Source organism: Paenibacillus sp. P4_A7 (assembly GCF_056402455.1).
The window spans coordinates 1-22362 of sequence record NZ_JBFUHJ010000065.1; the positions used below are offsets into that span (position 1 = coordinate 1).

Sequence of the window (22362 nt, forward strand, 5' to 3'; positions counted from 1 at the left end):
ATATTTTTGTTGGTCAGACCGATCAAACGCTAGCGAAGATTAATGATTATCTATACAAAATGTCTGTGTTAGATCCTGATGTAGGGCTGCTCATGTCATCTCCAACCTATAGCGATGGCTACGCTTTAACTAAAATAAGAATTGATTCAAAGTTGAATCGCGACGTAGGTGTGTATAACCGAATTGATTCTGTTTTTTTATATCATGACGGTTTGTCAATCTAAGTGAGACACTTCGGCCATGAAAGATTCGTGAGCGGTCCTCCAACCCAGACATTTTCGAGGACGGTCGTTAATAAGGCGAATGGCGTCAGCCAATTCCTCATCCGTGACCTCTGCAAAGTCATGTCCTTTGGGGAAGAATTCCCGCAGAAGACCATTGACGTTTTCGTTAGAGCCTCGTTGCCAGGAGGAGTAAGGATCCGCGAAGTAGACTTTCAAATCGTGAACGTTTTCCAAAGCGGCATAACAGGCAAACTCTTTCCCACATCTGTTGTAGCGCTCTGAAAAGCGGCTGGCGGGTATTGGCTAGCGACAACACCAAAGGCTACTTCCATGGAGTGAGCGGTACGGTCTGGCATCTTTAGAGCCACGTACATCCTCGTCTTACGTTCGATAAAAGTGGCAGCACAAGCTCGGCTCTTTCCTCGACTTGAAACAATGGTATCCAGCTCCCAATGCGAAGACAGTACAGAGGTACTGCCTAATTATAAAGTTGGACGTTATATAGAAACTTTACAAATAACACGGCAATTTTTTAAGAAAGGGTATATTAATTTTGATGCGGCTACAAACCAAACGATGAATGACGACGCCTTGAAGTCAGGAGATGTATTTTCTGTCACATCCTCACTAAAGCCTGGTAAATATGCAGAGCTCGCCAATCAAACGGGACTACAAGGTAAGCTAGCGCAGTTAGAATTGAATACAAAAACAATCGCAACATCAGAGACAGCAGGCTCGATGCTTGGTATTTCTTCAACCTCTCAAGACCAGGAGCGGGCGATGATGTTCATCAATCTACTGCATACAGATGTTTATTTGAACAACCTCCTGAACTATGGAATTGAGGGCGAGCATTTTGTGAAGCTTAGTGAGAATATAATTAAGCCAACCGAAAAAACGGAGAAATATAACCCAAGCTCCAATTGGATGTTTGGCAATCAATTTTTGAACTATATATGGGAGTCAGAGGATCCGAACAAATGGAATAGCTTCCGCGAGTTTGATCAAAATGCTAAAACTTCGCCGGCACTCGGCTTCGTGTTTGATGGTGAAGCTGTAAGAGCTGAGGTAGTGGCGGTAGTTAATGTTGATTGTCAATATCAAACAGCACTGGAGTCTGGATCCGTGGATGTCGACAAGGTGCTCCCAGAGTATATAAGCAAGCTGGAAGCAGCAGGAATTGATAAAATCATAGGAGAAAAGCAGGCGCAGTTCGATAAGTATCTAGCAAGCAAGCGGTAAACGGCTGATGCAGTCCCTTGGCGGCATCAGCTCGTTTCGCGGTGAAATATAGGCGTGGTATAAGGGTGAAACTTATTCTGTCCTATATTTTAAATAAGCACCATATGTCATAAATGAAAGCCTGCCCAGTCGTTTCCGTCGGGCAGGCTCTTCATATTACCTCTAGACTGGCTGCAGACTCGACCTAAGTCTAGTGAGAAAACCGCCGAAGGTCTGTTTTATAAAGAGGGGAAATGATCTAAACTAAGTACATAAGCAAGAAGCAACACTTTCTAACACGAAACGGAAATCAAAATAATCGTAAATGAAAGGAGTGAATATGAAACATGAATGGAAAAAATGCATTAGGCGTACTGCTCATAGTTGTCGGAAGCATTGCTGTACTTAACTTTATTGGAATTAACTTTGGCGCCATCATCAATTTCTTGCTTCCGTTCATCTTAATTGGATTTGGTGTCCTAGGCTGGATGAACAACAAGAAATGGATCGGCGGAATACTGATCGCAATCGGAGCAATAATGCTGTTAGGCAATCTAGGCGGTATAATCATGCTGGCTCTAGCAATCGGTTTGATCGTAGCTGGAGTAAGCTTGTTCAAGAAAAACAAACATAAAGTGTATTAATTACAAGCGAATGAATAGAGATAAGAAGTAGTAGGAAGATAGATTGGCTTAGCAGGACTTGGAGGAGGACAATCAATGAGCATAATAAAGCGTGTTCGCGACATTACGGTCGCTACACTAAATGAGAGATTAGAGAAGGCTGAAGATCCAGTTCGATTGATTGACCAGTTCCTATGGTCGACAAGAGAAGATATCATACAAGCAGAGAAGCTATATCAGCAGTATGCTGGCCATAGCAATCACTTGAAAGCACAATGGCTGCAGGCCGAACAGCAAAAGGAACGTCGTGAACAACAAGCGCTGACTGCTTTAAAAGCTGGTGAAGAACAACTCGCACGTATTGCTTTGCACGAGAAAGCGAGCTGTGAAGAACGATCGGTTCAATATCGGGAGCTATACGAGCAAAGTCGACAAAATACGATTGATTTGGAAGAGCAGCTTCGTGAGATGCGAAGTGAATATCAAACCGTATACGATAAAAGAGAATATTATGCGGCACGTATGGAGTCGCTTCGCCTTCAACAACGCATGAATAGCCGTTATAACTCAGGCTTCGGCGACCAAGGACTGCAGGCAGGCTCGGTGTTCAGACGCTTGGAGGATCGCATCAGCGGTATGGAACACGAGGCCAAAAGCTTGCGTGAGGTTCGTAGAATGGGTCAGGAATTTATAACGGAGGCAGGCAACACGGTACACTCCGTTATTGAAAGAGAACTAGAGCAGTTGAAACGGAAGCTAGAGAAGGAAGGATGGTCGTCTTGAAAAAACTGTATCGATCTACACGCGACAAGAAGCTATTCGGCCTTTGTGGCGGTTTAGCAGAAATGTTAAACGTTGATGCTACACTGCTGCGGATTCTACTTATCATCGTAACGGTTTTTACAAGTGGCGCTGTTATTCTGATCTATCTTATTGCAGGCTTGGTTGTTCCAAAAGAACCGCCAGTCCACTCGGGCTTTGGGTCATATGACAATAATTATGGCGGTGGGTATAACCCGGGCTATAACACGAATGGTTCAAGCTTCGGATCAAAATCGCAATTCGGCGGTCCTTACAAAAACCCGCCGCAAGATCCAAGTACTTGGGGTAACTCTGGAGCGGGCGTTGGAACGTCGACTTCAACGCAATTTGATAGTATGATGGATGATTTGGAGAAAAAAGCACTTCGCAGAGAAATTGAAGAATTGAAAGCTAAACTTGCTAAATACGAGAAGGGGGATTTTTAATATGGGAATTTTCAAACGGATGAAAGATATGACAAAGGCATCAGTAAATGAGGCACTCGATAAGATTGAAGACCCGATTGTAATGCTGAATCAATATTTGCGTGATATGGAATCGGAGATTCATCAAGCAGAAGTAACGGTAGCGAAACAAATGGCGAATGAGCGTCGGATGAAGCAGCGTGTTGAAGAAGCGGTACGCAGCGTGTCAGATCGTGAATCCAAAGCGGAAGCGGCATTAAGAGCTGGTCAAGAGGATCTTGCTCGCAAGCTGTTGGAAGAAAAGCTTTATTTTGACCAAAAGGTAACGGAATATATCGATTTGCACGCACAATCGAAGACGCAAGCTGAGGAATTAATGCAACAATTGCACACAATGAAGGATGAGTTCTACCAAATGCGCAATAAGCGTAATGAGCTTGCTTCCCGTGCACAGGTTGCCAAAGCGCAAAAGCAAATGGCACAGTTGACAAGCAATCATTCCATCGATAGCGGATCTGCATCACGCGGCTTCTCGCGCATGGAAGAGAAGATTATGCAAATGGAAGCGGAAGCTGATGTGCTTCGTACTCCAAATTCTTATAATGGAACAACTAGCAGCTTTAACGCAGCTGATGCTGAGAAGCAGCATAAAGTTGATGAGCAATTGCAAGCTCTTAAGAACAAGCTGGGCACGCAAAATGCACCGACTTCATTAAGCAAATCTGTTTCAGAAGAATAGCAGCATATTTAATGGATGAAGCGGACCGTTTAATAGCGGTCTGCTCTTTCATATGATTGGACCTGAAGCTGGCATTCATGATTTGATATTGATAAAATTAGTACATAGAAGGAAGTGAGCCGTATGGAACAAGGAAAGCCAAGCGACCAACCTAATCATGCGGCACGCAGGCGGAATATTACGGAAACGATTTTGTGGCTGCTTATTATAGTTAGTTTGGTTGTTATTGTGCTTCAAGGCGTTGGCTACTTCGAACTGTTTACGCTTCAAGGCAAATGGGCGGTTTTGGGGCTAACTATAATTGGAGGCGGCTTGGCGTTAGCTACACTGGGCAGCTACCTACAAAACTCTAAGCTTAAGGAGTCATTGAAACGGTTAAGCGAGCAGCAAATGAAGCGGCGTTTTTCCGTAACCATTGATTCTGTAGACGCCGCTGATAGCGAGTTGTCTGAAGAGGAGAAAAGTGACCCTAGCTGGACGGCTAAGGTGAAGTTCTCCGCTGTTATTGAAGAGAGGCAACGTCTGGCGCGGGAGCTTCATGATGCCGTCAGCCAGCAGCTGTTCGCTATTTCAATGACAGCAACGGCTGTTAGTCGTACAATAGATCGTGATTGGGAGCGGGCTAAGCGTCAAGTACAGCTAATTGAAGAAATGGCATCCGTCGCTCAATCGGAAATGCGGGCTTTGCTGCTGCATTTGCGTCCTGTACATTTGGATGGCAAAAATTTAGGCCAAGCTCTGATCGTACTGGTAGAAGAGCTGAAGCAGAAGGTGCCAATGACGATCACGTTGGAGGTAGATGATTCAATCATACTGCAGCCAAGGGCTGAGGATCATCTATTTCGCATTGCACAGGAAGCTTTATCCAATACTTTGCGGCATTCGAAGGCAGATAGTATGGAGATTAAGCTGTTGCGTATTGGAAATCAAGTGCATATGAGCTTGTATGATAGCGGTATTGGCTTTGATCTAGAAGCGAAGAAGCAAACATCTTATGGCTTACTGACGATGGAAGAACGGGTAAATGAGCTGGGTGGTTCATTAGAAATGATTGCTAAGGTTGGAAAAGGAACCTTGATTAAAATCTGGGTACCAATGGATGGATTAAGTGACTCAATATGATCATAGTAATGAAATACGGATGAATTGAAGGATAAAGGACGGTGTGTGACATGGAGGTGAGTGAGAAATTGGGCCAATCTATTAAAGTACTACTCGTAGATGACCATGAGATGGTACGAATCGGACTAGCTGCTGTACTGGATACAGAGGATGGAATTGAAGTAGTCGGTGAAGCCAGCAATGGTATGGATGGAATTCGACTGGCACAAGCGTACAAACCGGATGTTGTCCTTATGGATTTAGTTATGGACGGAATGGACGGCGTGGAAACGACAGCTAAGCTGCTCGAGTTATATCCAGAGTGCAAGGTTATCGTATTGACGAGCTATTTGGATGATAGCAAGCTGTATCCAGTTATTGAAGCTGGCGCATTCAGCTATTTATTGAAAACGTCACGCGCCACGGAAATTGCAGATGCTATACGAGCAGCAGCACGTGGACAGTCTGTGCTGGAATCACAGGTGGCGGCTAAAATGATGAACCGCTTCCGCCAGCCGAAGCAGCTCGAGAAGGCACCTTTGCATGAAGAATTAACAGACCGTGAGATGGATGTATTGAAGCGGGTGGCTCAAGGGATGTCCAATCAGGAAATTGCTGATGAGCTGTATATTGGTATTAAGACTGTGAAATTTCATATTACGAACATATTTAATAAGCTAGATGTGGATGACCGTACGCAAGCAGCCATTTATGCGCATAAGCAAGGAATAGCGGAATAATTTGGAGTTATTAATTTTGTCTAATATACCGATCTTTTGCCGGCAAACCGATGTGGTTTCGCCGGTATTTTGGTTATAAAACGCTTGATTATTTTCTAAGCGATGCTAATCTAATTATAGGTACTGATTAATAATATATCCGGTAAAAGGGAGCGGGCTATACGATTGTACAGAATTATAATAAGCTATATACGGAAGTGTAGGCGTTAGATGCGGCTGTACGAGATCAACAGCCCTTGGTTGGTCAGTATAAGTTAGAGATTTCTTTAAACCCGTAAGCAAACCGTCAACACCAAGCAGCAGCTGTCTAATCTGTCGCTCACTGGCTGCTAAAGGATGAACCGGATTTAATGAGTTAGGCGCTTTAGAGCTACTAGTCTTGTAATCGGTCGTCCATGCACCATCAGTATCATTGCGCTGCAGGCCAAGCACAGCCGCTGCGGGATGCTTCAAAGCAATTTCTATAGAGCGCCACAATTCGGGCTTTAAATGACCATAATGCTGATTATATTTGGACTCCAGAGTATTTAATAATTCCGCTAGCTTGTTAGTCAGGGTGGACAAGCTGTGCTCAGTAGGATTGCTTATAGAAGTATGTAGATTATAGTTAATCATTAAATGATCAATTTCGTTTTGAGTCTGATTAGCTAGTTTAAGCCACTCAGCAGCACTTTCCGCAGCCTGCTGATAGACGCGATTCCAATCATCTGCTCGGTTAGACGCCTTCTGGGTCTCGTGCTGTCGATAAGGATACGAAGCATACTTACTGACAGTTTGTACTGGTGAATAGGCAATAGGACGATCAACTCTTCGAATAGGTGGAATGTAACCAGACATAAGTACTGTGCCTCCTTGATTATTGTTGCGGCTTCTGCGATAGCATACTATAAGATTTTTGAAAAGTCTGGCGAAACCTGTCAGGCTGGAAAGAGAGCGGTGCCTCTCAACTGAGCATCACCGCTTATCTGTTTATATTAATAAGAACAATAATGCGATAAGGGCAAAATCAAGAAAAAATGCTCCCCCCCACGGATTATAAGGTTGATAGTTAGGGTCATAAGGATAGGCTTGTGTAATGGCTTGTTCTGACTTATGGTTCGCTTCTTTATTCAGTTTTTTATCTTTTTTCTTCTTCATGTCTTTTGGCTGAACCTTTGTCAAAGTCACTTCTGGTCCGTTATGCGTATGATCCCCATTAAGCCATAACCTGCCGCCATTGCAAGAACTGAGTATACCGACATGCCGAGATCCATCCCTCATCACAACACATACCGGATAGCCGCATAATTGTTGAACAACGTCTTCGTGTAACGGATAAATCTGTTCCATCAGCAGATGACACCTCCATTCAGTATTCTGCAACTAGTGTATTCACCTATTTATAAACGGGTATGGGTATTTACCCATTTATAGTAGAAACAAAGCATCCTCGCTGCTCTTCGAGGCTATTTTTTCAGTCGTAAAACTTTTCTGGAGGTTATACGCATGTACATTCCAAAAGGTATGGTACCTGTCAAAAGTCATTTGTCGAGGCAGCAGCGTTTAAGACGGAGTAGAAATGGCATAATAGTGGCATTGCTAGTGCTTGTATTAGGTGCAGGATGGGCAATGTGGAAGGCGGATAAGGAGCCTAGCAGGGCAGTCTCAGCAGAGCAAAATCTAACCCATGACTTACAAGCGCTTTGGAGTTGGAGCGACCTTCTGCTGGTTAAGGGAGCTGAGAATGCAGTTTGGTCTATTCGCTGGAATGCAGCGGTGGAAGCGGGATCTATGAATGAGCTTGCGACAAGTTTTTTTACAGATAATAATGGTGATGCGATAGAGAAGCTAGTGCTCAATGAAGGGAAGACAATAACAGGAACATCCGTTTACGGTGGGAAGATTTCAGTCAGCTTGGTGGAAGTTGATGCAACGAATAATCGTGAACAAATCATGATCCTTTATGAAGCGGGAAGTGAGCAGAGACCGAATCAGAATACATTGTTACCAGCAGTATCGGCCATCGGTCATGAAATTTTAAAGTTTGCTCCAACATTTACTAGTAGCATAAAGGTACAAGGTTTTACGTTGAACAAGTATGCTATAGAGGAAATGATCAGGCTAGCACAAGCATCGGCTGTGGATCGGTTTAAGGATGGCGGAACAATAAGCCAGATGCTATACACACATCAATTGCGATCCAATATAGTTGCTGGCAGCGGAAGGCTTGCAAATATTCAAATTGCATTACACAAGCAGGCTCAATCGGAAAATGTAGCTTTAACGATCGGGATTCCAATTATCAACGGGGAATACAGCTCAAGTGAGAACAATCAACCTTAATTGGCAGGCTTTGATCAGAAGAAATTAAGTTCCTTATTAGTATTTTTTATGGCTGGTTGAATAGCGATTTAAGGATGAATATGTTAAACTACATAACATGTAAAGTTGTATAAAAATTCATAGGAAAGAATGAGGCAAATGACCACAACTACTATTCTTGATTCCGTTTCCGCACAGGGTGCAGTCTACTACCTGTTCGGAGCTACCGGCGATCTGGCACGGCGTAAGCTGTTTCCAGCGTTGTTCAGTTTATATAAAGAAGGCAAGTTATCGGAAAACTTCGCAGTAGTCGGTCTTGCTCGCCGTCCTCGGACGAATGAACAATTCCGTTCTGATCTATACGATTCAATCGTAGAGTTCTGTCGCTACAAAGCAGACGATGCCGAGCTGTGGAACCGTTTTGCTGAGCATTTTGAATATATGTCACTTGATATTAATAACGTTGACGGCTTCCGTGAGCTTAGCAAATTATCGGAGAAGCTTGATGTTAAATTTCAAATTCCCGGAAACAGATTATTTTATTTGGCACTAGCGCCGTCACTATTTGGTCCTGTGTCGTTCAACCTCCGTGATGGTGGCCTGTTGGAATCTTCCGGTTGGCATCGTGTAGTAATCGAGAAGCCTTTTGGCTATGATCTACCATCAGCTCAAAAGCTGAACGAGCAAATTAATCAGGTTTTCAAAGAGGCTGAAATTTATCGTATCGACCATTACCTAGGTAAGGAAATGGTACAAAATATTCAGGTTATCCGATTTGCAAATGCATTTTTTGAGCCATTGTGGAATAATAACCATATTGCAAATGTTCAAATTACATTATCTGAAACAGTAGGCGTTGAAGATCGCGGCGGTTATTATGAAAAATCAGGTGCATTGCGTGATATGGGTCAAAATCATATGCTGCAAATGCTTACGATGATTGCTATGGAGCCGCCTAGCCGCTTGCACGATGAAGATATTCGTGATGAGAAGGTTAAGGTGCTTCGCTCTTTACGTAGCTATACTTCAAGTGATGATGTCCGTGCGAAAGTTGTACGCGCCCAATATAGCGAAGGCAGCTATAAAAACAAGCAATTGCCTGGTTATCGTCAAGAGGATTCTGTGAGTGAGGATTCGACCACAGAAACTTATTTTGCAGCAAAAGTATTCGTTGATAACTTCCGCTGGGCAGGTGTACCATTCTATATTCGAACAGGCAAGCGTCTGCCGGTAAAAACGACTGAGGTCGTAATCGAATTCAAATCGATGCCACAAAATGTGCTGTTTGCACAGCGTCATGATTTGGCTCCAAACCTGCTCGTCATTCGCGTAAATCCGCTTGAGGGCATATATATTAAAGTGAATGCAAAAAAACCAGGCGCGGATAATTCCGTACAACCGGTTGCAATGGAGTTTTGTCAGAGCTGCCAAATTGGTCTAAATACTCCTGAAGCATATGAGCGCCTCATTCATGATGCTGTTCGCGGTGATTCCACTTACTTCACTCGTTGGGACGAGGTTTCACAAGCGTGGTCGTTCGTGGACCGGATTGCACAAGCATGGCGCGAAGATAAAAGTGATTTGAAGTCATACCCAGCTGGATCATGGGGTCCACAAGCAGCCAATGAGCTTATTGCGGAGGATGGTTTCCACTGGTGGCCAGTTAATGGGCAAGATGAAGACAATGTTATTTGGGTATCAAGCGGCGGCAAATAAGCTGTTGTGAGTCACCCAGCACGATGAAGGGAAGTCAAGCATGAGCCAAACGTTAAAAGAAGAAATTATACAGGAAGTAGATAAACGTCGTACATTTGCGATTATCTCTCACCCAGATGCAGGGAAGACAACCCTTACTGAGAAGCTCCTCCTATTCGGAGGAGCCATTCGGCTTGCAGGTTCTGTCAAGGCACGTAAAGCAAGCCGTCACGCAACATCCGACTGGATGGAAATTGAGAAACAACGTGGGATCTCGGTAACATCAAGCGTAATGCAGTTCGATTATTTGGGACATCGCATTAATATTCTTGATACACCTGGTCACCAAGATTTTAGTGAAGACACGTATCGGACACTTACTGCAGCTGACAGCGCGGTCATGCTTATTGACGTTGCCAAAGGTGTAGAAGCACAGACGATAAAGCTATTCCAAGTATGTCGCAAACGCGGCATTCCGATCTTTACGTTTATTAACAAGCTAGACCGTGAGGGGCAAAGTCCCTTTGAATTGATGGAAGAGCTAGAGCGGGTACTTGGAATCCGCGCTGTGCCAATGAACTGGCCAATCGGCATGGGACGCGAGCTGTGCGGTGTATATGACCGAATGAAAACTCAGGTGGAGTTGTTCCAAGGAAATGACCATTCGAAGATCGAGGTTCGTGCTGTTAGCGATTATAATGATCCCATTATTCGTGAGATGGCTGGCGATTATTTGACTGATCAGCTTATTGGAGATTTAGAGCTTCTTGATGTAGCAGGCGATCAGTTTGATTACGAAAAGGTTCAAGCTGGAGAACTGACACCGGTATTCTTCGGAAGCGCGGTAAACAACTTCGGCGTACAAACGTTTTTGGAGAACTTTTTGCAGCTTGCACCTAAGCCGACCTCGCGCAACAGCACGACAGGTACGGTTGATCCGACCAATGAGAAATTTACTGGCTATGTATTTAAAATTCAAGCGAATATGAATCCGGCTCACCGCGATAGAATTGCTTTCCTTCGGATTTGCTCCGGCAAATTTGAACGTGGCATGAGCGTCCGCCATGTGCGTAACGGTAAAGACATAAAGCTAGCGCAGCCTCAGCAGTTTTTGGCTCAGGACCGGGACATTGTAGATACCGCTTATCCGGGTGATATTATCGGTTTGTTCGATCCAGGTATTTTCCGCATTGGTGACTCCTTGTCACAAGGCGGAGAAGTTGTATTCGATGAGCTGCCGACCTTTTCTCCGGAAATTTTCGCTAAAGTAACAGTAAAAAATGCTTTGAAGCATAAGCAGTATCAGAAGGGTGTCGATCAATTGACCGAGGAAGGTACCATTCAGGTATTCCATTCGACCGGTAATTTCGACGAAACCATTCTTGGCGTTGTCGGGCATTTGCAGTTTGAGGTGTTCGAGCATCGGATGAGAGCGGAGTATGGGGTTGAAATTCAATTACATCGTTTGACTTTCCAGTTTGCACGTTGGATCGTAGACGCTAACATTGACCCAAGCAAGTTCCGTATTAATACGACTCTTGTGAAGGACAAGAAGGGCAACTATGTCGTTTTGTTTGAGAACGAGTACGCGATGCGTACGGCAATCGACAAAAACCCGACTTCTAAGTTTTTGGAAACCGCGCCTTAATAGGTAAGGTAACAGTTAATTAAAAAGCATCTCCGCACGGCGCAGTATTGCGCTGGGCTGGGATGCATTTTTTTGCCCTATCGCATGTAATTTACTTGCGGAGCTACTGAAACAAAACTAATCTGCATGACGTATATGATGATGAATATGGGAAGTGTAGTGCAATTACATACGATGCAAAAGTACTGAAGCCTCTAAGATAATTTAATGGGTGTTCGAATATGAATAATTGTGGGGGTAGGGTGCAAGGATGACGTCACTGAAACCAATAAAGAGAAGTCCGTTAAGGATCTATTTTGGGAAGAAGTACTATCGATTGAAGCGTTATGCTAGCTGGTACTTTGGCGGTAGAGAATTTGCATCTTTACGCAAGGAAAAGTCCTTATTGCCCTACATCGTATTTGAGCATAGAACCCCGTTGCTTCGCAGGCTAAAGGATGTTGATATGTGGATTCAGCATAATAAGGTAAATAACCTCACAATTGCCTCAAGCAGGGTAAGCGGAGTGATGATAAAGCCAGGTGAAACCTTTTCATATTGGCGCTTGATTGGGAACCCTACCAAAAGAAAAGGTTATGTGGAGGGTATGATTTTGCACTATGGTAAAGTACTTACGGGGGTTGGGGGCGGGTTATGTCAATTGTCCAATTTGATTTATTGGTTAACGCTGCATTCTCCTTTAACGATTACGGAGAGATACCGTCATAGCTATGACGTTTTTCCAGATTCCAAAAGAAACCAACCATTCGGGAGCGGCGCAACCTGTGCGTATAACTATCTTGATTTGCAGATTAAAAATGAGACCGAACATACCTATCAATTAAATATTTATTTAACGGATTCCGATTTAGTTGGGGAATTGAGAACGGTTGTCCCGCATACTAGAACCTTTGAAGTTTATGAAAAGGAACATTGGATCACTCGTGAGTATTGGGGCGGTCATGTCAGACATAATAAAATTTATAGGAAAGCTTACAACTTGGAGAAAGCGCTTATTGATGATGAATTTATTACAGAAAACCATGCCATTATGATGTATGAACCGATGCTGGAGCAAACGGCTTCCTCAACTACAACTAACGTGAAATAATAAGGCAAGCGGCAATAAAAAAAGGTTGTCATAGAGAGTGGGATTTGGGTTTCTTCCTGAATCTAGATATGGAGAGGAAAGTGTAAATGAAGACAATTATGTTTACTGGAGGGGGCTCAGCCGGGCATGTCACGGTTAATCTGGCGCTAATCCCTCGTTTCCTCGAAGAAGGTTGGGCGGTGGACTATATTGGCTCAGAAACAGGCATAGAGAAGGATTTGATTACTGCGCTCCCATCCGTTAATTATTTTGCAATTTCAACTGGGAAGCTTAGAAGATATATGGATTGGCAAAATGTTAAGGATCCTTTCAAAACGATTAAAGGTGTTTTCCAAGCATATCGATTAATTAATAAGCGCAAGCCCAAAGTCGTATTTTCAAAAGGGGGCTTCGTATCCGTACCTGTAGTACTGGGCGCGTGGCTTAACAGGGTACCGGTTTTAATACATGAATCAGACATTACGCCTGGTTTAGCCAATCGTATCGCTATACCATTCGCAACAGGCGTATGTACAACATTTCCGGAGACTGCGAAAATGCTTCAGCCAGATAAATGCCGTCATGTCGGGGCAGTTATTCGTGAGGAAGTGAAGCAGGGCAATGCAAAACGAGGCAGAGATTTTTGTGGTTTTGACTTCATTAAGCCAGTCATCCTGATTATGGGCGGGAGTTTAGGAGCGAAAAAAATTAATCAGACGCTCAGGCAGGCATTGCCATATTTAACTGAGCGTTTTCAAATTGTGCATCTATGCGGAAAAAACAACGTAGACACTTCAATCGAATCACCAAATTACAGACAATATGAATATATTAACGAGCAATTGCCGGATATTTTTGCTATGACCGATATTGTGATTTCGCGAGCGGGCTCTAATTCGATCTTTGAATTTTTATCACTCAAAAAACCGATGCTGCTCATTCCACTCACCAAGGAGCAGAGCAGGGGTGACCAAATCTTAAATGCACAGTCATTTGAAAAGTCGGGTTATTGCGATATTTTGTACGAAGAGCGGCTGACTAAGGAATCGCTCAGCAATAGCGTAACACGCCTATATGAAGAGCGTTATACGTATAAACAAAGGATGGGCAATAGTAAGCAGATGGATGCTTTAACGTTAGTGCATGATTGGATCAACGAGGTTGCGAAGAAGTAAGAATGAAGTAAAAGAGCGTTTTAATTTTGTTGACGATAAACCGTTTTCATGCAATAATGTACGCGTGTACATAAAAGAGAAATTGCAGATGTGAATAATAGTATTACAGGAGGCAATCCACCATTAGCAGGAAAGAAGTTGCGAAATTAGCTGGCGTCTCAGAGGCAACCGTATCTAGAGTTCTTAACAATGTTGGTCCTCTGAAAGAGGAGACACGCGAACGTGTACTGCAGGCAGCTGCCGAGCTCGGTTACGTTCCTAATGCGCTTGCGCAGCAATTTGCTCGTCGCAAGAGCGGGAACATTGGCGTAATTCTTCCTTTTGTGCCAAAGGTTCATTTGTTCTCAACGTATTACTTCTCTGAAATATTGAGCGGAATCGGAGAGACGGCGAAGCGTTGCGGCTATGACTTGCTTCTCATCTTCAGAGAACCAGATGGTGTAAGAGATTATGCCAAGCTGTTTCGAATGCAAAAAATTGATGCGTGTATCGTGCTTGGATCACAAAATGTTCCAGAAGAGCGAGCGGCTCTCGCAGAGCTTAAAGCCGAAGGCTATCCCTTCTGTCTCGTAAACCAACGATACGACGAAGATCAGTATACGTCGGTGGATGCAGACCATGTAGCAGGGAGCAAGGAAGCAGTTCGACATTTAGTCAAGCAAGGCGGACGAAATATTGCTTTCGTAAATGGGCCTTCGATCTATTCAAACAGTACAGATAGGCTGCTTGGTTACCAAGCTGCACTTCAAGAAGCGGGAATAGCATTTGAGGAGCAGTTAGTCTTTGTAGGTAATTATAGTCGCAAAAGCGGTTATGAGCTGGCAGGGAGCCTTGCAGTAAAAATTCGAGACGGCAGTATAGACTCTGTATTTGCAGCGAATGATCGAATGGCGATCGGGCTGATGCAGGGCTTGCGAGAAAGTGGACTTGAGGCGGGGCAGCATTATGCGCTTGTTGGTTACGATGACTCAGACGGTTCGCGTATTATTAGCCCGAGACTGTCTACGGTAGCGGTCCCTTTTTATGAAATGGGAAAGCTCGCTGCTGCTAGACTGCTCGATCATGAAAGTAAGGAAGCGGTTCATGCGTTTATGCAGGACGTGCTGCCAGTTAGTTTCATTGCAAGGGAAACATCTTAATCCATGGGAGGCGGTATGAAGATGGAAAAAGTAAGAATTGGCATGGTTGGTTACAAGTTTATGGGCAAGGCACATAGTAATGCCTATCGAGCTCTTCCTATGTTCTTCCCGAAATCGGTAAAGCCGGAAATGAAGGCAATATGCGGACGAGATCCTGAGGGACTCGAACAAGCACGCGTACAGTTTGGCTGGGAAAGCGCAGAAACGGATTGGAATGAGCTAGTAAAACGTGATGATATCGATTTAATTGATATAAACGCCCCAAGTGACGCGCATAAAGCGATTGCACTTGCCGCTGCAGCAGCAGGAAAACATATTTTTTGTGAGAAGCCGCTTGCACTTACATTGGAAGATTCACGTGAAATGCTAGAAGCGGCTGAGAAGGCTGGCGTGAAGCATATGGTTGGCTTTAACTACCGGTTTGCACCTGCGGTGCAGTTGGCTAAGAAGCTGGTTGCGGATGGACGCATCGGTGAAATCTATCATTTCCGTGCTGTATTTCTGCAAGACTGGATCATCGATCCGAGCTTTCCGCTCGTTTGGCGGCTGCAGAAGGAAATTGCGGGATCTGGTTCGCACGGTGACTTAGGAGCTCATTTGATCGACATGGCGCGTTTCCTTGTTGGCGAATTTAACGAAGTCATTGGAATGAACGAGACATTTATTAAAGAACGTCCAATCGCAACGACGATGACTGGGCTGAGCGCTAAAGGAAGCGCAGACGCGCCGCGCGGCGAGGTAAATGTTGATGATGCGACATTGTTCATGACGCGCTTCGCAAATGGTGCGCTGGGAAGCTTTGAGGCGACGCGCTTTGCAGCGGGTCACCGCTGTACGAATGGCTTTGAAATTAATGGAAGCAAAGGCAGCATTAAGTTTGATTTCGAGCGAATGAATGAGCTTCAAGTTTATTTTACAGATGATGCTGAAGACGTACAGGGTTTCCGTCGTGTGCTTGCAACGGATCCAGCGCATGCTTACATGGATGCTTGGTGGCCGGCCGGACATACGATTGGCTACGAGCATACATTCACGCATGAGGTTCACGAGCTGATGAAGGCATTTGAAGAGGATCGTCAGCCAGTACCAAACTTCGTGGATGGCGTGAAATGCCAAGAGGTGCTGGAAGCGGTAGAACGATCGATCGCCGAGCGTCGCTGGGTAGCGATTAGTGAAATGTCTTAGTTGAAACGATCTTAGAAGAATCGAGAGGCAGGGAAAGGCAATGAAAAAAGCATTAATCGTATGGGGCGGCTGGGATGGACATCAACCGAAGGAAGTAGGCGAAATTTTCCGCGGGGTATTGGAAGGTGAAGGCTTCGAAGTGGAGGTATCCAATACGCTTGAGGCATTCGCAGATGCGGAGAAGCTGAAGGGTCTTGATCTTATTGTTCCGATATGGACGATGGATCGCATTGACCAAAAGCTGGTTGATAATGTATCAGCGGCTGTTCAGAGCGGCGTTGGCTTGGCAGGCTGCCATGGAGGGATGTGTGACGCTTTCCGTGATAATGTGGACTGGCAGTTTATGACGGGCGGCCAATGGGTCGCTCACCCGGGTAATAATGGTCTCGAATATGTCGTCAATATTAGTAATTCATCGAGCAGCTTGACAGAAGGAATTGAAGATTTTACTGTTCGCTCTGAGCAATATTATTTGCATGTAGATCCAGCAGTAGAGGTGCTGGCAACGACACGTTTTCCGCTAACACCTGGTCCTCATTCGCTGAACAAGGCGGTTGACATGCCGGTAGTTTGGACGAAGCGTTGGGGAGTTGGCCGCGTCTATTACAACTCGCTTGGTCACCACGCGGATATTATTGAGATTGATGATGTGAAGGAACTTATGCGCCGCGGGTTCCTTTGGTGCGCTGAGGGTAAAGCGCTAGCTGAAGAGGCTGGCAAAAGTGCAGCAGTATATAGCGGGATGGCAGACAATCAACTGTAAGTGTGTAAGTGATATTTCGATTTATAGATAGGATTCTCTAAAAACTTAGATATGAGACGAGGGACTCAGGATTATGGAAAAAATCAAAGCAGGCATTATTGGGACTGGTAACATTAGCGGTATTTATTTTGAGAATGGCAATCGCTTTGATGCGCTTCAGGTTGTTGCTTGCGCGGATTTGGACGTTGATCGAGCGATAGCTAAGGGCGCTGAATATGGGATTCGTGGATGTTCCGTAGATGAACTACTAGCTGATCCTGAGGTTCAAATGATTATTAACCTGACGATCCCTCAAGCACATGCTTCTGTTTGTTTGCGGGCGCTTGAAGCGGGTAAGCATGTTTATGTGGAGAAGCCTTTCGCAGTAACGAGAGAGGAAGCTCAGGAAGTGCTAGCGCTTGCTGAGAAGAAAGGGTTGTACGTTGGAAGTGCGCCGGATACATTCCTTGGCGGCGGCATACAAACATGCATCAAACTTATCGAGGATGGCTGGATCGGTACACCGATTGGCGCAACTGCATTTATGACATGCGGCGGCCATGAAACTTGGCATCCGTCTCCAGAGTTTTACTATCAGAAGGGCGGCGGCCCAATGTTCGACATGGGTCCCTATTATTTGACCGCACTGGTAGCTATGCTCGGCCCGATTACTCGAGTAACAGGTTCGGCTCGCATTACTTATCCAGAGAGAACCATTACAAGCCAGCCGAAATACGGTCAACAGGTTAAGGTTGAAGTTCCTACTCATATTGCAGGGGTTATGGATTTTGCATCGGGACCAATCGGAACGTTGCTGACTAGCTTCGATGTGAAGGGCAACTCCACGCTGCCTCGTATTGAAGTTTACGGCAGCGCAGGCACGCTCTTAGTACCAGACCCGAATGGGTTCGGCGGCACTATCAAAATTTGGCGCAGTGGAACTAATGAATGGTCAGACATTCCACTCGCTTTCGGCTACTCGGAGAACGCTCGCGGCGTAGGAGCAGCCGATATGGCTAAAGCGATTCAAACCGGACGTAAGCATCGTGCAAATGGAGAGCTTGCTTATCATGTGCTTGAAGCGATGCACGGCTTCCATGACGCATCAGAGCAAGGCGTACATTATGTAATGAAGAGCAGTTGCGAGAAACCTAAACCGCTGCCGCTAGGCTTGAGCCCTTATTGTTTAGATTAGGCATTTTTATATTTTACTGAAAAAAAGCTGTCCAGCGGTCAATGAAATGACCAGCTAGGACAGCTTTTTGCACGATTACAATTATTTCAACCAAGCATCCACTTTATCTTGATTTTGCTCTACCCATTCCTTGGCAGCTGCCTCAGGGGTTTTGCCGTCTTGAATTTGGATCATTACAGCAGCCATATCGTCTGGCATCCAGTTGAATTGATCAAGGAAAGCATAAGCTTCCGGTTGATCTTCCTTCAAACCTTTGCGTGCGACCGTATGGATTTGTTCCGCACTTCCATATACGTTTTTAGGGTCATCTAAATATTTCAAATCCATCTTGGCGAACTTCCAATGCGGCGTCCAACCAGTGATGATAATAGGTTCTTGTTTATTATATTTTTTCTGAAGCTCTTGAGTCATAGCGGCAGATGAACTCTCCAGTAATGTCCATTTGTCGCGTAAGCCGTATTGATCAAATGCTTTCTCAGTGGACATCATTAGCCCTGCCCCTGGCTCTATGCCGATAACCGTATAGTCTACAGTAGCTCCAACCTTATCATTCAAATCCTCAATGCTATTGATATCCATGTACTGAGGCACGACGAGCCCAGATTTTGCACCGTCTAGATTAGTGCCAAGATCTTCGTACTTGCCGTTATATTTCGAAATGTAGGAGGCATGTGTCGTTGGGAGCCATGCGGCAACCATTGCATCAACGCTTCCATCAGATACACCGGCCCACATTGGACCAGCATCTACTTGAAGCATTTCAACCTTGTAGCCTAGCTTTTGCTCTAACACTTCTTTTACTACGTAGGTGCTTGCGATTTCAGAATCCCAAGCGACATACGCAAGAGTTACCTTCTTCTTGCTGTCCCCGCTTGTAGAACAACCTGCTAATAATGTCATTACCATAATAGCTGCAATAATTCCATTTATCTTGTTATATTTCAAAAGACCACTCCTTACATTTTGTATGAATAAATATCTATGTTATTTAAGCAGATTTAGTTTTACGAATAACCTGTTGGGTCAGACGGTCGAGAATAATAGCTAAAATAACGATGGCGAGGCCTGCTTCAAAGCCAACACCGGTGTTACCTTGAGTAACGGCGCGGTACACATATGCACCTACACCCTGAGYGCCAATCATTGAAGCAATGACGACCATAGAGAGTGATAACATGATGGTCTGATTAATGCCTGCCATAATAGTTGGCAATGCAATAGGGAGCTGAAGCTTAAATAGCTTTTGCGATGGTGTAGATCCGAAGGCATCTGCTGCTTCGATGAGCTCCGAGGGAACCTGGCGGATACCGAGGTTGGTCAGACGAATCGTTGGTGGAATCGCAAATATAATAGAAGAAATAACGCCAGGCACAACGCCGAGTGAGAAGAAGGTAACGGCAGGAAGCAAATATACGAATGCCGGCATCGTCTGCATGAAATCAAGGACAGGAGTGACGATTTTCTGGATACTATTTTTGCGCGCACATAAAATGCCAACTGGCACACCGATCAATACCGATATAAAGGCAGCTGTCAGTACGAGTGCTAGTGTCTGCATGGTTTGGCTCCATAACCCTAAATTATCAATAATAAGGAGGCCGACTAGCGTAAACAGTCCCATTTTCCACTTGCCAATATACCAAGCAATAGCGGAAAAAATAACGATGAGTACCAGCGCGGGAAGTGCGTTTAATGCAGTATCTAATCCATTAACGGTTTCACCGACAACGATACGAATAAGGTCAAAGAGAGGGCTTAAATGGTTTTCAAGCCAAGCCTCTGCCGATTCCACCCATTCGGCGAGCGGTATTTTAGGTAAATTCATCTTAATCACTAGCCTCCAATCCAGCATTTCCGGCTAATGCGGCCAGAACTGCTCCTTTAATGACAATCCCTTTAAGCTTCCCATTATCGCCAATGACAGCAACTGGATATTTGGAATTACTCATTATTTCAAAAAAGTCATTAAGCATGGCGTCAGGAGTGACTGTTGGCGCCTCGCGCTGCATCACTTCCTCAAGCTTTAGTCCTGTTTTAATGGCATGAATGGCATCTTCGGCTGTTACGACACCAAGCAAACGCATCCCTTTGTCAACAACATACAAGCTGGATATGCCGCGATCTCTCATGAATTGCAGGGCAACTCGAGGGCCTCTTTCGATGGTTATTGTTTCGGGCTTAACCATAATATGCGCTGCCGTAAATACTTTGGAGAAATCAACGTCTTCTACAAAACGCTCCACGTATTTGTTAGCCGGCTGCATAAGAATTTCTTCTGGAGATCCAATCTGAACGATACTGCCATCTTTCATTAAAGCAATTTGATCTCCGATTCGAAGTGCTTCGTTCAAATCATGAGTTATAAATACAATTGTTTTTTTCATTTTTGATTGAAGCTCAAGCAGTTCATCCTGCATGTCTTTTCTTATGAGAGGATCGAGAGCACTAAACGCTTCGTCCATAAGCAATACATCAGGGTCATTTGCAAGTCCTCTTGCAAGACCAACACGCTGCTGCATACCGCCGCTTAATTGATCAGGGTAGCTGTTTTCCCACCCTTTTAATCCAACGAGTTCAAGCGACTCCATCGCCATCTCTCTTCGAATTTTCTTGTCGATGCCCTGTACCTCAAGACCGTATTCAATGTTCTGAATGACTGTTCGATGAGGAAATAGAGCAAACTTTTGAAAAACCATGCCTACATTTTTTCTTCTAAACTGTCTCAATTGTTCGGATGACATACGYATCACATCTGTACCGTTAAACAATATTTGACCGGATGTAGGTTCAATTAACCGATTAAGTAAACGTACTAGTGTCGACTTGCCGCTGCCTGACAAGCCCATAATGACAAAAATTTGTCCGGCTTCTATGGAGAAATCAGCTTGATTCACACCTACCGTTAGTTTTGTTTCTGCGAGAATTTTTTCTTTAGACCATCCTTTATCCAGCAGCGGGATTGCCTTTTTCGGATCCGATCCGAATATTTTTGTCAGCCTCTTGGCTTCTATAATCGCCATGTTCTGCCCCCTTGTGGAATATTTCGACTCCTATAAGTTTAGTGGGTCATCTTTGCCCAGGTCAAAAGGCGTGAGCATCCGTAATGAGTGTACAGTTATAACTTTACGAACTTTACGTACTGTATACTCTTGATAACTCCCTATTTCACATCAACTACATTCTTTACAGATGTACAGGCATTTGATTACAATACTAAATGTAGGATGGATAGGGGTAACGCCATTCCTCAGGAGGGAAAGACATGAAAGAACTTGAGGCATTAACAGACGAACAACGCACGAAGCTTTTGAAGACACGCCGACGCGTAATTGAATCCATTGGTGAAAACATGGATTTATACGGGATTACGTTGTCCATCGGTCATTTGTACGGCAATATGTACTTTAATCAAGGACCGGTAACGTTGGATGAAATGAGCCAAACGATGGGTATGAGCAAGACCTCGATGAGCACAGGCATGCGGACCCTTCATGATTTGAAGATGATAAATAAAGTGTGGGGCAAAGGCTCCAGAAAAGACTTATATGAAGTAGAATCAGATTGGCACCAAAATTTCACCGATTATTTCTCTATTAAATGGAGAAAAGCAGTCGAGCATAATATGAGTGCCTTAAACCGTTCGAATAAGGAAATTCAAGCAATCAAGCTTCAATATGAAGGAGAATCAGAGTTTCAGGTTATTCTGGACAATGATGCATTGAAGATTGATGAGGCTTTAAAATATTATAAATGGCTGGATCGACTAATTGATTCACTTGAATCAGGCGATATTTATAAATTAATTCCGTTAGAGGAAGACTAAATACTTATATGGAGATTGGAAAAAAGGGGACGATCAGTTGATGACGATGACGGACCGCTTGCATGGAAATAAACAGCCTATGATTATTATAAATGGCAAGGTCGTCCTGAAGGACACTGTTGAGGAGTGCGCAATTGCTGTCGTAGATGGACGGATTGATGCGCTGCTCTTTGACTCGGTTGCAATCGAGGAGTGGAAGAACAGCCGCGAATCGGTAGCTGTTCTAGACGCAAAACAACGATATGTACTGCCAGGTCTGATTGATATCCACTGTGACGCGATTGAGAAGGAAGTACAACCGCGGCCTAATACATTATTTCCGATAGAGATGGCTCTATTGGAATTTGAACGGAAGCTGCCCGTTCACGGTATTACAACGATGTATCATTCCTTGTCACTGGGCGTTGGATTAAGCTTGCGTGGTGATCATTTACTTACGGGGATGGTCGACTATATTCATCACTATCGAAGCAAACGGTCTATGATTCGTAATCGTATCCATCTGCGGTACGAGGT

23 protein-coding genes and 2 pseudogenes are annotated in these 22362 nt (G+C 44.4%); 19 read left to right on the forward strand and 6 right to left on the reverse strand.

Going from position 1 to position 22362, the window contains the following annotated elements; all coding sequences use genetic code 11:
- A pseudogene (locus AC1DWN_RS11680) lies at positions 1–224 on the forward strand (sensor histidine kinase); the annotation flags it as partial.
- Here the strand turns inward: AC1DWN_RS11680 and AC1DWN_RS11685 are convergent.
- Positions 216–679: pseudogene (locus tag AC1DWN_RS11685) on the reverse strand (IS30 family transposase); the annotation flags it as partial. The pseudogenes AC1DWN_RS11680 and AC1DWN_RS11685 sit on opposite strands and share 9 nt — an antisense overlap.
- Before the next feature lie 472 nt (positions 680–1151).
- Here AC1DWN_RS11685 and AC1DWN_RS11690 point away from each other — a divergent pair.
- The 7 genes from AC1DWN_RS11690 to AC1DWN_RS11720 all read left to right on the forward strand — a co-directional run bounded on the left by AC1DWN_RS11690 (position 1152) and on the right by AC1DWN_RS11720 (position 5874).
- Positions 1152–1466 (forward strand): DUF3502 domain-containing protein, encoded by a 315-nt coding sequence (locus AC1DWN_RS11690; protein ID WP_477559092.1) that lies wholly within the window; start codon positions 1152–1154, stop codon positions 1464–1466.
- 326 nt (positions 1467–1792) lie between these two features.
- Entirely contained in the window at positions 1793–2089 is a 297-nt protein-coding gene (locus AC1DWN_RS11695) for a LiaF transmembrane domain-containing protein (RefSeq protein WP_477559072.1), read from the forward strand.
- A 75-nt stretch (positions 2090–2164) separates the two neighbouring features.
- Complete coding sequence (locus AC1DWN_RS11700) at positions 2165–2851, forward strand: PspA/IM30 family protein (protein WP_477559073.1); 687 nt, start codon at positions 2165–2167, stop codon at positions 2849–2851.
- A complete protein-coding gene (locus tag AC1DWN_RS11705; RefSeq protein ID WP_477559074.1) occupies positions 2839–3315 on the forward strand; it encodes a PspC domain-containing protein in 477 nt (158 codons plus the stop codon). The genes AC1DWN_RS11700 and AC1DWN_RS11705 overlap by 13 nt, the downstream gene beginning before the upstream one ends.
- Position 3316: 1 nt before the next feature.
- Positions 3317–4033: a PspA/IM30 family protein gene (locus AC1DWN_RS11710; RefSeq protein ID WP_477559075.1), complete on the forward strand. Its 717-nt coding sequence runs from the start codon at positions 3317–3319 to the stop codon at positions 4031–4033.
- Between the two features lie 123 nt (positions 4034–4156).
- Positions 4157–5155, forward strand: a complete 999-nt coding sequence (locus tag AC1DWN_RS11715; protein ID WP_477559076.1) for a sensor histidine kinase — start codon at positions 4157–4159, stop codon at positions 5153–5155.
- Between the two features lie 50 nt (positions 5156–5205).
- A complete protein-coding gene (locus tag AC1DWN_RS11720; protein ID WP_477559077.1) occupies positions 5206–5874 on the forward strand; it encodes a response regulator transcription factor in 669 nt (222 codons plus the stop codon).
- A 114-nt stretch (positions 5875–5988) separates the two neighbouring features.
- Here the strand turns inward: AC1DWN_RS11720 and AC1DWN_RS11725 are convergent, their stop codons facing one another.
- The gene (locus AC1DWN_RS11725; protein WP_477559078.1) at positions 5989–6711 is read right to left on the reverse strand and encodes a hypothetical protein; all 723 of its coding nucleotides are present in this window, start codon (positions 6709–6711) and stop codon (positions 5989–5991) included.
- 132 nt (positions 6712–6843) lie between these two features.
- The gene (locus tag AC1DWN_RS11730; RefSeq protein WP_477559079.1) at positions 6844–7203 is read right to left on the reverse strand and encodes a hypothetical protein; all 360 of its coding nucleotides are present in this window, start codon (positions 7201–7203) and stop codon (positions 6844–6846) included.
- A gap of 156 nt (positions 7204–7359) precedes the next feature.
- On the opposite strand from AC1DWN_RS11730, the gene AC1DWN_RS11735 reads away from it, so the two are divergent.
- The 9 genes from AC1DWN_RS11735 to AC1DWN_RS11775 all read left to right on the forward strand — a co-directional run bounded on the left by AC1DWN_RS11735 (position 7360) and on the right by AC1DWN_RS11775 (position 18023).
- A complete protein-coding gene (locus AC1DWN_RS11735; protein WP_477559080.1) occupies positions 7360–8196 on the forward strand; it encodes a YwmB family TATA-box binding protein in 837 nt (278 codons plus the stop codon).
- A gap of 138 nt (positions 8197–8334) precedes the next feature.
- Positions 8335–9891: a glucose-6-phosphate dehydrogenase gene (gene zwf / locus AC1DWN_RS11740; protein ID WP_477559081.1), complete on the forward strand. Its 1557-nt coding sequence runs from the start codon at positions 8335–8337 to the stop codon at positions 9889–9891.
- Between the two features lie 40 nt (positions 9892–9931).
- Entirely contained in the window at positions 9932–11518 is a 1587-nt protein-coding gene (locus AC1DWN_RS11745; RefSeq protein ID WP_477559082.1) for a peptide chain release factor 3, read from the forward strand.
- 250 nt (positions 11519–11768) lie between these two features.
- Complete coding sequence (locus AC1DWN_RS11750) at positions 11769–12608, forward strand: VanW family protein (RefSeq protein ID WP_477559083.1); 840 nt, start codon at positions 11769–11771, stop codon at positions 12606–12608.
- 86 nt (positions 12609–12694) lie between these two features.
- Positions 12695–13762, forward strand: a complete 1068-nt coding sequence (locus AC1DWN_RS11755) for an undecaprenyldiphospho-muramoylpentapeptide beta-N-acetylglucosaminyltransferase (RefSeq protein ID WP_477559084.1) — start codon at positions 12695–12697, stop codon at positions 13760–13762.
- Between the two features lie 122 nt (positions 13763–13884).
- Complete coding sequence (locus AC1DWN_RS11760; RefSeq protein WP_477559093.1) at positions 13885–14901, forward strand: LacI family DNA-binding transcriptional regulator; 1017 nt, start codon at positions 13885–13887, stop codon at positions 14899–14901.
- A 21-nt stretch (positions 14902–14922) separates the two neighbouring features.
- Positions 14923–16086, forward strand: coding sequence for a Gfo/Idh/MocA family protein (locus AC1DWN_RS11765; RefSeq protein ID WP_477559085.1), 1164 nt, complete (start codon positions 14923–14925; stop codon positions 16084–16086).
- A 40-nt stretch (positions 16087–16126) separates the two neighbouring features.
- The gene (locus AC1DWN_RS11770; protein WP_477559086.1) at positions 16127–16849 is read left to right on the forward strand and encodes a ThuA domain-containing protein; all 723 of its coding nucleotides are present in this window, start codon (positions 16127–16129) and stop codon (positions 16847–16849) included.
- A 73-nt stretch (positions 16850–16922) separates the two neighbouring features.
- Complete coding sequence (locus AC1DWN_RS11775) at positions 16923–18023, forward strand: Gfo/Idh/MocA family protein (protein ID WP_477559087.1); 1101 nt, start codon at positions 16923–16925, stop codon at positions 18021–18023.
- 81 nt (positions 18024–18104) lie between these two features.
- Here AC1DWN_RS11775 and AC1DWN_RS11780 read toward each other — a convergent pair whose 3' ends face one another.
- From AC1DWN_RS11780 to AC1DWN_RS11790, 3 genes are all read right to left on the reverse strand, one after another.
- Positions 18105–18929: a glycine betaine ABC transporter substrate-binding protein gene (locus tag AC1DWN_RS11780; RefSeq protein WP_477559094.1), complete on the reverse strand. Its 825-nt coding sequence runs from the start codon at positions 18927–18929 to the stop codon at positions 18105–18107.
- 82 nt (positions 18930–19011) lie between these two features.
- Positions 19012–19848 carry an ABC transporter permease gene (locus AC1DWN_RS11785; RefSeq protein WP_477559088.1) on the reverse strand — a complete coding sequence of 279 codons (837 nt, stop codon included), beginning with the start codon at positions 19846–19848 and terminating at the stop codon, positions 19012–19014.
- A 1-nt stretch (position 19849) separates the two neighbouring features.
- Positions 19850–21043 carry a quaternary amine ABC transporter ATP-binding protein gene (locus tag AC1DWN_RS11790; protein ID WP_477559089.1) on the reverse strand — a complete coding sequence of 398 codons (1194 nt, stop codon included), beginning with the start codon at positions 21041–21043 and terminating at the stop codon, positions 19850–19852.
- A 242-nt stretch (positions 21044–21285) separates the two neighbouring features.
- Here AC1DWN_RS11790 and AC1DWN_RS11795 point away from each other — a divergent pair, with 242 nt between their 5' ends.
- Together AC1DWN_RS11795 and AC1DWN_RS11800 are read left to right on the forward strand one after the other, a co-directional pair.
- Positions 21286–21846 (forward strand): GbsR/MarR family transcriptional regulator, encoded by a 561-nt coding sequence (locus AC1DWN_RS11795; protein WP_477559090.1) that lies wholly within the window; start codon positions 21286–21288, stop codon positions 21844–21846.
- A 40-nt stretch (positions 21847–21886) separates the two neighbouring features.
- Positions 21887–22362, forward strand: a 476-nt coding sequence (locus AC1DWN_RS11800; protein WP_477559091.1) for an amidohydrolase family protein, incomplete at its 3' end; no start/stop codon positions are given.

Bases quoted from the DNA above. Each gene is read 5' to 3' on its own strand.
- AC1DWN_RS11690 (WP_477559092.1), top strand. From the start codon at position 1,152: ATGTTTGGCAATCAATTTTTGAACTATATATGGGAGTCAGAGGATCCG.
- AC1DWN_RS11705 (WP_477559074.1), top strand. From the start codon at position 2,839: ATGGTCGTCTTGAAAAAACTGTATCGATCTACACGCGACAAGAAGCTA.
- AC1DWN_RS11730 (WP_477559079.1), bottom strand. From the start codon at position 7,203: ATGGAACAGATTTATCCGTTACACGAAGACGTTGTTCAACAATTATGC.
- AC1DWN_RS11710 (WP_477559075.1), top strand. From the start codon at position 3,317: ATGGGAATTTTCAAACGGATGAAAGATATGACAAAGGCATCAGTAAAT.
- AC1DWN_RS11735 (WP_477559080.1), top strand. From the start codon at position 7,360: ATGTACATTCCAAAAGGTATGGTACCTGTCAAAAGTCATTTGTCGAGG.
- zwf (WP_477559081.1), top strand. From the start codon at position 8,335: ATGACCACAACTACTATTCTTGATTCCGTTTCCGCACAGGGTGCAGTC.
- AC1DWN_RS11745 (WP_477559082.1), top strand. From the start codon at position 9,932: ATGAGCCAAACGTTAAAAGAAGAAATTATACAGGAAGTAGATAAACGT.
- AC1DWN_RS11795 (WP_477559090.1), top strand. From the start codon at position 21,286: ATGAAAGAACTTGAGGCATTAACAGACGAACAACGCACGAAGCTTTTG.
- AC1DWN_RS11700 (WP_477559073.1), top strand. From the start codon at position 2,165: ATGAGCATAATAAAGCGTGTTCGCGACATTACGGTCGCTACACTAAAT.
- AC1DWN_RS11755 (WP_477559084.1), top strand. From the start codon at position 12,695: ATGAAGACAATTATGTTTACTGGAGGGGGCTCAGCCGGGCATGTCACG.
- AC1DWN_RS11770 (WP_477559086.1), top strand. From the start codon at position 16,127: ATGAAAAAAGCATTAATCGTATGGGGCGGCTGGGATGGACATCAACCG.
- AC1DWN_RS11780 (WP_477559094.1), bottom strand. From the start codon at position 18,929: ATGGTAATGACATTATTAGCAGGTTGTTCTACAAGCGGGGACAGCAAG.
- AC1DWN_RS11750 (WP_477559083.1), top strand. From the start codon at position 11,769: ATGACGTCACTGAAACCAATAAAGAGAAGTCCGTTAAGGATCTATTTT.
- AC1DWN_RS11775 (WP_477559087.1), top strand. From the start codon at position 16,923: ATGGAAAAAATCAAAGCAGGCATTATTGGGACTGGTAACATTAGCGGT.
- AC1DWN_RS11715 (WP_477559076.1), top strand. From the start codon at position 4,157: ATGGAACAAGGAAAGCCAAGCGACCAACCTAATCATGCGGCACGCAGG.
- AC1DWN_RS11765 (WP_477559085.1), top strand. From the start codon at position 14,923: ATGGAAAAAGTAAGAATTGGCATGGTTGGTTACAAGTTTATGGGCAAG.
- AC1DWN_RS11695 (WP_477559072.1), top strand. From the start codon at position 1,793: ATGAATGGAAAAAATGCATTAGGCGTACTGCTCATAGTTGTCGGAAGC.
- AC1DWN_RS11725 (WP_477559078.1), bottom strand. From the start codon at position 6,711: ATGTCTGGTTACATTCCACCTATTCGAAGAGTTGATCGTCCTATTGCC.
- AC1DWN_RS11720 (WP_477559077.1), top strand. From the start codon at position 5,206: ATGGAGGTGAGTGAGAAATTGGGCCAATCTATTAAAGTACTACTCGTA.